Source organism: Micromonospora sp. URMC 107 (assembly GCF_051386315.1).
In the GTDB taxonomy this organism is placed as follows: domain Bacteria; phylum Actinomycetota; class Actinomycetes; order Mycobacteriales; family Micromonosporaceae; genus Micromonospora.
Window position 1 is genome coordinate 77893 of record NZ_JBPQTK010000008.1, and the last position, 12610, is coordinate 90502.

The following is a 12610-nucleotide window of genomic DNA, read 5'->3' on the forward strand; positions in this document are numbered from 1 at the left end:
GTAGCCTGACCGGCACCATGGACGGTCACCGATTCGCCGTGTCCCGGCTCCTGCCGCCGCCCGGGCTGCCCCGGGCCATCGCGTACCAGTCCGCCATGGTCGCCGTCGGCAGCGGCACCTTCCTCACCGGCAGCATCGTCTTCTTCACCGAGGTCCTCGGGCTCAGCGCGGTGCAGATCGGGGTGGGCTTCTCGATCGCCGGGCTCGCCGGGGTGGTGACCTCGCTGCCGCTGGGCGCGCTGGCCGACCGGATCGGTGGGCAGCGGTCCTGGGCCGTCGGCGCGCTCGGTTCGGCGCTGACGTTCGCCGCCTATCCGCTCGTGACGTCGTTCGCGGGCTTCGTGGTGCTGATGGTGGTGGCCGCCGCCACCGACTCGTTCGCCAACGCCGGACGCACCATCTACACCGCCGACGCCATGCCAGCCGGGGACCGGGTGCGGACGATGGCCTACGCGCGCTCGTACCTCAACGCCGGGTTCACCGCCGGCACCGGGCTCGGCGCCCTCGCGCTGGCGTTCGACTCCGCCGCCGCGCTCGTCGCCATGGTGCTGCTCAACGCGGCGTTGTCACTGCTCAACGCGGGCCTGGTGACCCGGCTCCCGGCCGCCCCGGTGGTGCGCCACGGCCGGGCGGCCACCGCCTCGCGGTGGGCGGTCCTCAAGGACCTCCCCTACGTCACGACCGCCGCGCTCCTCGCCGTCATGATGTTCCACGCGGTGATCCTCGTCGAGATCCTGCCGCTCTGGGCGATCACCCACACCGACGCCCCCAAGCCGCTGCTCGGCGCGATGCTGGCCCTCAACACGGTGCTGGTGATCACGTTACAGGTGCCGGCGGCGCGCGGCGCTGACTCGCTTGCCGGCGCGGCCCGCCTGATCCGCCGGGGCGCCCTGGTCACCGCGGTCGCCTGCCCGGTGGCCGCGCTCGCGGGCCGGACCGGCGGCGCGTGGACCGTCGTCGCGCTCCTCGGCGTCGTGGTGCTGGTGACCACCACCGAGTTGTGGTTCTCGGCGGCGCTCTGGTTCGTCCAGACCAACGTGCCGCCCGCCGCGTCGCGCGGGGTGTACCTCGGCACGGCACAGACGATCAGCTCGACGGCGGACGTGTTCGCGCCGGTCGGCCTCACCCTCCTCGCGATCCAGACCGGCGGCTGGGGCTGGTGGGTCGTCGCGGCGATCTTCGTGGGTTGCGCGCTCGCCGCCGGCCCGGCCGTCGGTTGGGTCGCCCGCACGCCCCGGATCGGCGGGGGCGACGCCGCGCCGCCGGGGGCGTCCACACCGGACTCCGAGCACGCCGTACGACCCACCTCCGCCTGACGTCGGAAGATCGACCGATCCTTGACACGGAATCGACGCGGCTGAAATCCTTTCCCGGCGAAGGGGGTCCGATGAGCGCTGACGACGACGACACCCGGACGTATGCCGTGGTCGTGAACGACGAGGAACAGTTCTCGATCTGGTGGGACGACCGGGAGCTGCCCGCAGGCTGGCGGCGCGAGGGCTTCACCGGGTCGCGCGGCGAGTGCCTCGCCCGGATCGACGAGGTGTGGACGGACATGCGGCCGCTGTCGTTGCGGCGCTGGATGGACGAAAACGCCGCCACCGGCTGACGCCGCCACCGGACGAGGGCGCATGAACGACAGCTTCCAGCGGTATCCGGCCCTCGCCGTGCAACGCGGGATGGTGCTGCAGACCCTCCGGCAGCCCGCCGGCGGGGTGGACGTCCAGCAGGTCACGATGAGGTGGGACGCCCCGCCGGACCGGGACGCGTTCACCGCCGCCTGGCAGGCCGCGACCCGGCGGCACGCGGTGCTGCGCACGGCCTTCGAGATCGACGGCGACCACGGCGTGGTGCAGGTCGTCCGGCCCAGCGTGGCGCCGGACCTGCGGTGGCGGGAGACGGCGCTCGCCGACTTCCTGCCCACCGACCGGCACGAGCCCTTCGACGTCGCCCGGGCACCCCTGCTCCGGGTCACCACGCTGGGCGACCACCACGTCGTACTCACCTTCCACCACGCGATCCTCGACGGCCGCTCCACCCGGATGCTGCTCGACGAGGTCCTCGCCGACTACGCCGCGCGGCGCGCCGGCCGGCTGCCGGACCCGCCACGCCGGCCGCCGTTCGCGGACTTCGTGCGCTGGTGGGGCAGCCGCGACCCGAGCGTCGGCGACACCTTCTGGAAGGGGTACCTCGTCGGCGCCCCGACGCCCCGGGCGCTCCCGGGCCGCCTCGACGCGGACCCCGGCGCGCGCGGCGTGCCGGCCTCGCACGAGGTCGCCCTGAGCCGACCGGACTCCGACCGGCTCCGCGCCACCGCCGCCGCAGTCGGCGTCGGGGTCGGCGCCGTGGTCCACGCGGCCTGGGCGCTGCTGCGCGGCGGCTACGGCGGGGTCGACGACGTCACCTTCGCGGTCACCAGGTCGTGCCGGTACGACAGCGTCCCGGACGCCGACCGGATCGTCGGGCTGCTGCTCAACACGGTGCCGCTGCGGGTCCGGCTGGATCCGGGATGGACGGTACGGCGGCTCCTCGCCGACGTGGCCGACCGGATCCGGGGAATCCGCGAGCACCAGCTCACGCCGATGCACACCATCCTCGACCAGGCGGGCCTGACACCCGACACGCCGCTGCTGGACAGCCTGCTGGTGTTCGAACGGCAGCGGCTGGCCAACGCCCTGGCCGAGGGTGGGCCGGAGGCGGCCCGGCGCTCGGCGCGGGTGCACCGCATGCCCGGCTACCCGCTGACGGTGCACGCCTTCGACGAACCGGAACTGCGCCTGGGCGTGGTGTGGGACGACACCAGGCTGCTGGCCGCCTCGGCGCGGCGAATCCTCGCGCAGTTGCACCACACCGTGCGCGAACTGGCCCAGCGGCCGGACGCCCGCCTGGCCGACCTGGATCTCGGCGCCGCCGGGGAGGCGCCGCTGCGCGCCGCGTGGAACGCCACCCGGCGGCCCTACCCCCGCGACGCCTCGGTCCCCGAGGTCTTCGCGGCCCGCGTGGCCGACGATCCGGCCGCCACCGCGCTGGTGGTCGGCGACCGCTCGGTCGGGTACGCGGAGCTGGACCGGGCGGCCGACCGGCTGGCCTGGACGCTGCGCCGGTACGGGGTGACCGGGGAGGCCCCCGTCGCCGTGCTGCTCCCCCGGGGCGAACCGCTGATCCGGGCCCTGCTGGGCGTGCTCAAGGCCGGCGGGGCCTACCTGCCCGTGGACGCGGCCGCCCCACCGGCCCGGATCGCCGGCCTCCTCGCCGCCAGCGGCGCCCGCCTGCTGCTGACCACCGGCGAGGCCGCCGCCGGCCTGCCGGACCTGGGCCCGGTCCGGGTGCTGGACGTCGACGCGCGGGCCGCGGAACCGGCGCCGCCCGGCCCGCCACCGGGGCGGATCCACCCGGCGCAGCTCGCCTGCGTCCTGCACACCTCCGGCTCGACCGGGACACCCAAGCGGGTCGGGATCACCCACCGGGGCGTGGTGCGGCTGGTGACCGGCCCGGACTTCGCCACCCTCGGCCCCGGCGAGCGGGTGCTCCAGTTCGCCCCGACCGCGTTCGACGCATCCACCTGGGAGATCTGGGGCGCGCTGCTGACCGGCGCCACGGCGGTGGTCGCGCCGCCGGACCCGGTGGACCTCGCCCGGCTGACCGCGCTGATCCGCGCCGGCGGGATCACGGTCGCCTTCCTCACCGCCGGGCTCTTCCGGCAACTCGCCGAGGAGGACGTCACCGCGCTGGCGGAGGTCCGGCAGTTGCTCACCGGCGGGGACGTGGCCGACCCGGGCGCGGTCCGCGCCGTGCTCGCCGCGCGCGGCGGGCTGCCGCTGGTCAACGCGTACGGGCCGACCGAGAACACGACGCTGACCAGTTGCCACCTGATGAGCGGCCCCGGCCCGGTGGGCGACCGGGTGCCGATCGGCCGTCCCGTGCCGCAGACCACCGTCCACGTGCTCGACGACGGCGGTCGGCCGGTGCCGGTCGGGGTCGCGGGCGAGCTGCACACCGGCGGCGACGGGCTGGCCCGCGGCTACCTCGGTGACCCGGCGGCGACCGCCCGGGCGTTCGTGCCGGATCCGGAGGTGCCCGGCGGGCGCCTCTACCGGACCGGTGACGTCGTCCGCTGGCGCGCGGACGGGGTGCTGGAGTTCCTCGGCCGCCGCGACGACCAGGTGAAGATCCGGGGGTTCCGGGTCGAGCCGGGCGAGGTGGAGGCGGTGCTCAGGGCGCACCCGCAGGTCGCCGCGGCGGCGGTGTGCGTCCGGGGCGACGGGCCGGAGCGGCACCTGGTCGGCTACGTCACCCCGGCCGGCGCGGCGGTCCCGACGCCGGCGAGCCTGCGTGACCACGTCGCCGCCCGGCTGCCGGCCCACCTGGTGCCGGCCGCGTTCGCCGTCCTCGACCGGCTGCCGCTGACCGCGTACGGGAAGGTCGACCGGGCGGCGCTGCCGGCGCCCGACCCCGCCGAGCGGGATCCGGACGTCGCCGGGCCCGCCTCGCCGACCGAACACCGACTGGCCGGGGTCTGGGCCCGGCTGCTGCCCGGCGGGCGCCCGCCGGAGAGCATCGGGCGGGAGAGCAGCTTCTTCTCCCTCGGCGGCAACTCGCTGACGGTCACCCGGCTGATGTTCCGGATCCGCGAGGCGTTCGGCGTGGAGCTGGGCGTGGGCCCGTTCTACCGGGCGCCGACGCTGGCCGCGACGGCGGCGGCGATCGACGCGGCGACCGGCGGGCGGGTGGCGACCGGGCCGGCCCTGCGCCGCCGCGACCGGGCGGCGCACCGGACCGGGCAGGACCGGCCCGCGCACCTGGCCCGGCTGACCGACGGATGGGCCCTGTGGCGGACCGTCTGCCTGCGGGGCGCGGGACTCCCGGTCGACCTGCTGGCCCCGCTCGGTGACGCGGAACTCGCCGCCGCCGCGGACGGCGTGGTGGCGGCCCGGGCCGCCGGGGACCCGGCCGGCATCGCCCACGCCGAGGCGGCGTACGCGGCGGCGTACCCGGAGGCGGTCGGCCGGCTCGCGGGCGCGCTGCACGCGGTGGCGTCCCACCCCCGGTTCCGCGAGGCGGTGGCCTGGCAGAACCCGCACGCGCTGCGCACCGGCGTCGACGCGCTGCTGCGCCGGGGCCCCGGCGCCCCGACCCGCAACACCAAGCACCGCCAGCACGAGGCGCTGGTCACCAGCTACCTCCAGCGCTACTGCGCGAAGAACGACACGATCGGATTCTTCGGGCCGGTCGGCTGGGCGCGGATCGAGCCGGGCGCCGGCGTGCGGGTCGACCCGGCGGACCCACCGGCGCTCCTCGCCGGGCGGACGGTCTACCTGGAGGGGTGGGCGGTCGCCGCGGTGCTGGCCCCGTACGCGGTCCGGCTGCGCCCGTGGCTCGTGCCCCGCCTCATGCCCTTCCTGGAGCTGGCCGGGACGACGCTGCGGGTGCCGCTCGCCCCGCCGGTGGCGCTGACCGACGCCGAGGCGGCGGTGCTGCGCGCCTGCGACGAGGTCCGCGACGCGAACGAGGTCGCCAGCGCCGTGCTGGCCGACCCGGGGTCGGGACTGCGCTCGACGCGGGAGGTGCACGAGGTGCTGGAGACGTTGGCCGCGGCCCACCGGATCGCCTGGCAGCCGGAGGTGGCGCCGCACGACACCCGGCCGGAGCGGACCATGCGGGCCCGGCTCGGCCGGGTCACCGACGAGGCCGTACGCGGGCCCGCGCTCGCCGCCCTGGACGAGCTCTGCGCCGCCCGGGACGCGCTCGCCGCGGCGGCCGGCGACCCGGACCGGCTGACCGCCGCGATGGCCGACCTGGAGGCCACCTTCACCCGGCTGGCCGGGGTTCCCGCCACCCGGCGCGCCGGCACGATGTACGCCGGGCGCACCCCCGTCTACGAGGAGTGCCTGCGGGCCGGCACGGTCGGCGTCGGCGAGGCCGGCCTGGACGGGATCCGCGACGCGCTGGGCCTGGTGCTGGAGAGCGCGCGCTGGTTCACCGCCGCCGGCGCGGCGCTCTACCAGCGCCTCTGCGCGGACATCCACCGACGCCGCGCCGCCGAGCTGGGCACCGACGTCGTCCCGCTGGCCGACTTCTGGCTGCTGGCCGGCGAGGCGCTGTTCCACCCGCCGCAACGGCTGACCGCGCTGCTGACCGCCGCGCTGCACCGGCGCTGGGCCGACGTGCTGGCGCTGCCGGCGGACCGGCGGCGGATCCGGCTCACGGCGGCGGAGCTGGCCCCGGCCGTGGCCGCCGCCTTCCCGCCGGGACGGCCCGGTTGGCCGACCGCGCGGCAGCACAGCCCCGACCTGATGCGGGCCGGCGACGAGTGGGTCCTCGGTGAGCTGCACCCGGGCGTCAACACCCTGCGGTACGCCACCTGGGTGGCCTACCACCCGGAGGCGGACGCGCTGCGCGCCGCGCTGGCCAGGGACGTGGGCGCCGGGGCGGTCTATCCCGCCGAGACCGGCCAGGAGGGCGGCGTGCCGACCAGGCAGAGCAACGCGTTGACCGGGCCCGACGACATCCGGTTGGTGTTCGCGCACGACTCGTTCGGGCACGACCCCCGCCGGAGCCTGCGCGTCGGCGAGTGCGACCTGGTCGCCACGGCGGGCGGGCTGCGGGTACGGTCGCGCGACGGGCGGTTCGACGTCGACCTGATGCACGTCCTCGGCGACGTGGTCGGCGCCGGGCTGTCCCAGCTCTTCCGCGTCCTGCCCCCGGCGGCGCACCAGCCGAGGGTCACCATCGACTCCCTCGTGGTCAGCCGCGAGGCGTGGACGTTCACCGCCGCCGACCTGGCCTTCGCCGACACCCGCGACGAGGCGCTGCGGTTCCGGCAGGCGCGGGCCTGGGCCGCCGCCCACTGCCTGCCGCGCCACGTGTTCCTGCGCTGCGCGGGCGAGCGGAAGCCGGTGCACGCCGACCTGACCAGCCTCGCCTCGGTCGACCTGGTGTCCCGGTCGGTCCGCCGGGCCCGCCGGCACGCCGGCGACGACGCCACCGTGAGCGTGGTGGAGATGCTGCCGGCGCCGGACCAGCTCTGGCTCACCGGGCCCGACGGCCGGTACACCGCCGAACTGCGGGTCGTCGCGGTCGACGGGCGGGGGCGCTGAGATGGCCGTCTTCGAGTTCCCGACGTCGGCCGCGCAACGACGGATGTGGCTGCTCGACCAGCTGGACCCGGGCCAGCCGACCTACCACGTCGGATGGGCGGTGTGGCTGGACGGCCCGCTGGACGTGGCCGCGCTCGACGGGGCCTGGGCCGCGGCGGTCGCGCGGCACGAGATCCTGCGCACCACCTTCCGGGCCAACGGCGGGCGACCGATCCAGGTGATCGACGACGACGTCCCCGCGACCGCCCTCGAGGTCGTGCCCCTGGACCGGCTGCCGGAGGCGGACCGGGAGGCGGCGGCCCGGGCCGCGCTGCGGGAGCACGCCCGCACCCCGCTGCCGCTCGACCGTGGCCCGCTGACCCGTGCCACGTTGCTGCGGCTCGCCCCGCAGCGGCACGTCCTGGCGCTGGTGGCGCACCACGCGATCGTCGACGGCTGGTCGTTCCGGCTGCTCTTCGACGAGATCTCCGCCGACTACGAGGCGTTGCGCGCCGGCCGGCCGGCCGTGTCGGTCGAGCCGCCCCTGCAGTACGCGGACTTCGCCCTCTGGGAGCGGGAGCACGCCGACGCGGGCGGCCACGCCGAGGCGGAGGACTTCTGGCCGGCCGAGCTGGCCGGCGCCCCGCCGGAGGTGCCGCTCCCGGTCGACCACCCGTACCCCGACCGGCTGTCGCCGGCCGCCGGCGAGGTGGCGGTGCCGGTCGACGGGGAGCTGGCCGGGGCGCTGCGCCGCCTGGCCGGGGCGCGGGGCAGCACCCTCTTCACCGTGCTGCTGACCGCGTACGCCGCCCTGCTGTCCCGGCTCGGCGGCGCGGACGAGGCGCTCGTCGGCGTGCCCGTCGCCGGGCGCACCCGGATCGAGACCGAGCCGATGCTCGGTCTCTTCGCCAACACCGTCGCGATCCGGGCGGCGCTGCACGGCGACCCGACGCTCGCCGAGCTGCTCGACCGGCTGCACGCCGCCACCGCGCGCGCCCAGGCCCACCAGGACCTGCCGTTCGCCCGGGTGGTCGAGCTGTGCCGGCCGCAGCGGCACCCGTCGCGGGCGCCGCTGGTGCAGGTGATGTGCACGGTCGAGGAGGCCCTGCCACCGCTGGAGCGGGGGGCGCTGCGCTGGCGGCCGGAGCTGGTGCCCACCGGCACCGGCAAGTTCGAGCTGGAGCTGGCCGCCGTCGCCGGCCCGGACGAGCTGACCGTGCGCCTGCGGTACCTCACCGACCTCTTCACCCCGGACAGCGCGGGCCGGTTCGCCGACGCCCTGGGCGCGATCCTGACCGCGCTGGCGACCGCCCCGCAGACCCGCGTCTGCGACGTGGACCTCCTCTCCCCCGCGACGGCGGACCTCGTCACCCGGGTGTGGCCGGCCGCCCGGTCCGGGTCGGTCCCGCCGCCGGGCAGCACCGCGGCGGCGCTCGTGACCGGGATCGACGCCGGCGACCGGGTGGTCATCGCCGGCGACGACGCGACGCTGACCGGCGCCGCGCTGCGCGGGCTCGCGGGCCGGATCGCCACGGGGCTGCGCGGACTCGGCGTACGGGTCCAGGAGACCGTGGGCATCGTCCTGCCCCGGGGAGCGCGTCCGCTCCCGGCGCTGCTGGGCGTCTGGTGGGTCGGGGCGGCGTACCTGCCGCTCGACCCGACCCATCCGCCGGGGCGGCTGCGCGGGATGCTCGCCGACGCCGGGGTGCGGGTGGTCGTCACCGACAGCGGCGCCGTCCCCGCGCCGCTGCTGGCCGAGCTGGCCGCGTCGGTGACCCTGCTCGACCTGGCCGGACCGGAACCGACCGGCGCGGGGGCCGAGCCGGCGGTCGCGCCGCCGTGTGCGGTGCCGGCGACGGCGGCGGCGTACGTGCTGTTCACCTCGGGGTCCACCGGCCGGCCGAAGGCGGTCACCGTCACCCAGGGCGCGGTGGCGCACCTGCTGCACGCGTTCCGCGAGATGGTCCCGCTGGGGCCGGCCGACCGGGTGCTCTCGGTGAGCCCGTTCGCGTTCGACATCGCCCTGCTGGACCTGCTCCTGCCGCTGCTGTGCGGGGCGTCGGTCGTGGTCGCGGGCGACGACGACGTGATCGACGGCAACCGGCTGCGACGGCTGCTCACCACGGCCGGGGCCACGATGCTCCAGGCGACGCCGACGACCTGGCGGATGCTGGTCGCGGCCGGTGGGGTGCCGGCGGGGGTGCGGCTGCGCCTCAGCGGCGGGGAGGCGCTGCCCCGGGCCCTCGCCGACGCCCTGGCCGAGCCGGGCACCCGCCTGTGGAACCTCTACGGCCCGACCGAGACGACCGTCTACTCGACCGGGGCCGAGGTCGAGCCGGGGTCGGCGCCGCCGGACCTGGGCCCGGCCCTCGCCGGCAGCCGCGTCTACGTGCTGGACCGGTGGCTGCGGCCGGTGCCGCCGGGCGTCGTCGGCGAGGTGTGCATCGGCGGCGCGGGGGTCGGCCGGGGCTACGCCGGCGCGCCCGGCTGGACCGCCGAGCGGTTCGTGCCCGACCCGTTCACCCCCGGTGGGCGGCTCTACCGCAGCGGCGACCTGGGCCGGTGGCTGCCGAGCGGCCGGATCGAGCCGCTGGGGCGGGCCGACCGGCAGGTGAAGGTGCGGGGGTTCCGGGTCGAGACGGCGGAGGTCGAGGCGGTGCTGCGCGGCCACCCGCAGGTCCGCGACGCGGTCGTGACGACCGTGTCGGACGTGGAGCACGACGGCGTACGGCTGGTCGGGTACGTGGTCACCGACCCGCCCGCGACGGACCCGCCGCCGGGGCTGCCCGGGCACGCGCGCCGGTTCCTGCCCGCGCACATGGTGCCGGCGGTCTTCGTGGCGCTGCCCGAGATGCCCCGGACCTCCCGCGGCAAGCTGGACCTGCGCGCCCTGCCCCCGCCCGGCAGGGGCGCCGGCTCCGGCGAGGCGCCGGTCGCCCCGCGTACGCCGTTGGAGCGGGAGCTGGCGGGGCTGGTGGCCGACCTGCTGGGCCTGCCCGGCCCGGTCGGCATCGCCGACAACTTCTTCGTGCTGGGCGGGCACTCCGTGAAGGCCACCCAGCTGATGGCCCGGGTCTGGACGACGTACGGGGTCGACCTGCCGGTCCGGACGCTCTTCGACGACCCGACCGTGGCCGGGCTGGCCGCGGCGGTCGCCGCCGCCGGGGCGGCAGGGCGCGCGGGGCTCGACGCGAGCTCCGCCGGCGTCCTGGCGGGGGGCGGCCCGGCGGTAACCGGCGCTCCGGCTCGGCCCGACGGCGCGGGATATCTCGACACGCTGACCGACGACGACGTCGACGACCTCCTCGCCGGGATGGACCGGCCGTCGAGGTGGGACGGGTGAACGCTCCGCCACGGCCACCGGCCTGGCTGGCGGCGGTGCTCGCCGCGCTCGCCGAGGGCCACGATCCGGCCACGCTGGCGGCCTGGCGGCGGCGGGTCGACGGGGAGCTGGACCGGCTCGCCGGCCGGGTGCCGTTCCGGGTGGTGTACGACTGGCACGCACGCGTGCTCGCCTCGACGCCCGGCGGTGAGGCCGGCCGGATGGTGGGCGACCTGCTCCGACGGGCGCTGGCCGGTGACCCGGCCGGGGCGGACGAGTGGCGCGGCGCGCTCCGGCCCGCCCTGCGCGAGCTGTACCGGGCGGCCTACCCGTACGCCGACGCCCGGGCGGTCGCGTACGCCAACGCCCACGCCTACGCGACCGCCCACGGCTACGGCCCCGACGAGGCGGTCGGGTTCGCCACGCACTACGCCGACCTCAGCACCGGCGCCAACGCGGAGGCGTTCGCCGACGCCAACGCCATCGCGAACGCCGACGCGCTGGCGGGCGCCCTGGCGCTGGCCGACGCGCCGGCGTACGCCGAGACGCACCCCGCCGCCCTGGTACGCGCGTACGCCCTGGCGGCGGCGCACCGGGCCGGCGCGGCGGGCGCGCCCCGCGTGCTCCGGGCGGCGTACGGACGGCTCGCCGACGCGCTGGCCGAAAGTCTGAGTCGGGTGTCGGACTGAGGTCCACGGACCCGTCCGTCGGTCCCTGGTCTCGGCCTGTCGAGTCGTCTACTGTGGATCCACTTCGGCCGATGTCAGGTGGCGGGACGGGCCAGCGGGGAATCGAGGGGGCACACTTGCCGGACGACAACGCGATCCGTGTCCCGGCCCCCGGTCGCGTCCCACCGGCGCGGACATCCGCCGAGGTCGAGCGTCTGCCGGATCGCTCCGGCCTCCTGCCGCTCTCCTTCGCGCAGCGGCGGCTGTGGTTCCTGGAGCGGCTCGGCAGGGTCGGCCACGCCTACCACATGCCCCTCGCCCTCCAGCTCGACGGCCGACTCGACCGGGACGCGCTGCGGGCGGCCCTGGACGCCCTGGTCGCCCGGCACGAGGTCCTGCGCACCCGCATCGTCGCCGACGGCGCGGAGGCGGGCCAACGCATCGACCCGCCCGGGGCCGCGTTCCCGCTCGGGCTCGACGACCTGACCGGGCACGCCGATCCCGCCGCCGCCCTGGCCCTGCTCCAGCAGGAGGAGAGCACCGCCCCGTTCGACCTGGCGGCCGGCCCGCTGTTCCGGGGCCGTCTCGTCGTCCTCGCCCCGGACCGGCACGTGCTCCTGCTGACGATGCACCACATCGTCTCCGACGGCTGGTCGCTGGGCGTCCTGACGCGTGAGCTGGGGGCGCTCTACACCGCGCACCACGAGGGCGAGCCCGACCCGCTGCCCCCACTGCCGGTCCAGTACGCCGACTACGCCGCCTGGCAACGCCGCTGGCTCACCGACGGCACCCTGCAACGCCAGGAAACCCACTGGCGACAGGTCCTGACCGACGCCCCCACCCTGCTCGAACTACCCACCGACCGACCCCGCCCCACCGAACAGGACCACCACGGCGCCCACCTACCCGTCACCCTCGACACCCACCTCACCACCGCCCTGAAAACCCTCACCACCCGCCACGGCGGCACCCTCTACATGACCCTGCTCACCGCCTGGGCCATCGTCCTGTCCCGCCTCTCCGGACACCACGACCTCGTCATCGGCACCCCCACCGCCAACCGCCGCCGCGCCGAACTCGAAAACCTCATCGGCTTCTTCGTCAACACCCTCGCCCTACGCATCGACCTCACCGGCCACCCCACCGCCACCCAACTCCTGCACCGCGTCCGCGACCTCACCCTCACCACCCTCGACCACCAGGACCTCCCCTTCGAACAGGTCGTCGAAGCCGTCAACCCCACCCGCAACCTCGCCCACACCCCCCTGTTCCAGGTCATGTTCGCCTGGCAGAACAACGAGGACGTGGACCTGGACCTGCCCGGTGTCGAGGTCACCGCCCTGCCCAGCCCGTGGACCAGCGCGAAGTTCGACCTCACCCTCTCCCTGGCCGAGCACGACGGCCGCATCACCGGCAGCCTCGAGTACGCCACCGCCCTCTTCGACACCGCCACCGCGCAGCGGCACGTCCGCTACCTGCGCCACGTCCTCACCCAACTCGCCGAGGACCCCGACCGGCCGATCGACCAGCTCACCCTGCTCGAC

General features: G+C 76.7%; 6 protein-coding genes. All 6 read left to right on the forward strand.

The window, feature by feature from the left end:
- Nucleotides 1-17 precede the first annotated feature (17 nt).
- A complete protein-coding gene (locus tag ACSNN9_RS03295; RefSeq protein ID WP_436671137.1) occupies nucleotides 18-1316 on the forward strand; it encodes an MFS transporter in 1299 nt (432 codons plus the stop codon).
- Nucleotides 1317-1387: 71 nt separating this feature from the next.
- Entirely contained in the window at nucleotides 1388-1609 is a 222-nt protein-coding gene (locus ACSNN9_RS03300) for an MbtH family protein (protein ID WP_357876239.1), read from the forward strand.
- A gap of 22 nt (nucleotides 1610-1631) precedes the next feature.
- A complete protein-coding gene (locus tag ACSNN9_RS03305) occupies nucleotides 1632-7097 on the forward strand; it encodes an amino acid adenylation domain-containing protein (RefSeq protein ID WP_436671138.1) in 5466 nt (1821 codons plus the stop codon).
- A gap of 1 nt (nucleotide 7098) precedes the next feature.
- Nucleotides 7099-10419 (forward strand): non-ribosomal peptide synthetase, encoded by a 3321-nt coding sequence (locus tag ACSNN9_RS03310; RefSeq protein WP_436671139.1) that lies wholly within the window; start codon nucleotides 7099-7101, stop codon nucleotides 10417-10419.
- A complete protein-coding gene (locus ACSNN9_RS03315) occupies nucleotides 10416-11087 on the forward strand; it encodes a hypothetical protein (protein WP_436671140.1) in 672 nt (223 codons plus the stop codon). Before ACSNN9_RS03310 ends, ACSNN9_RS03315 begins: the two co-directional genes overlap by 4 nt.
- 116 nt (nucleotides 11088-11203) lie before the next feature.
- Nucleotides 11204-12610 (forward strand): condensation domain-containing protein (locus tag ACSNN9_RS03320; RefSeq protein ID WP_436671141.1); only part of this gene is annotated, 1407 nt, incomplete at its 3' end.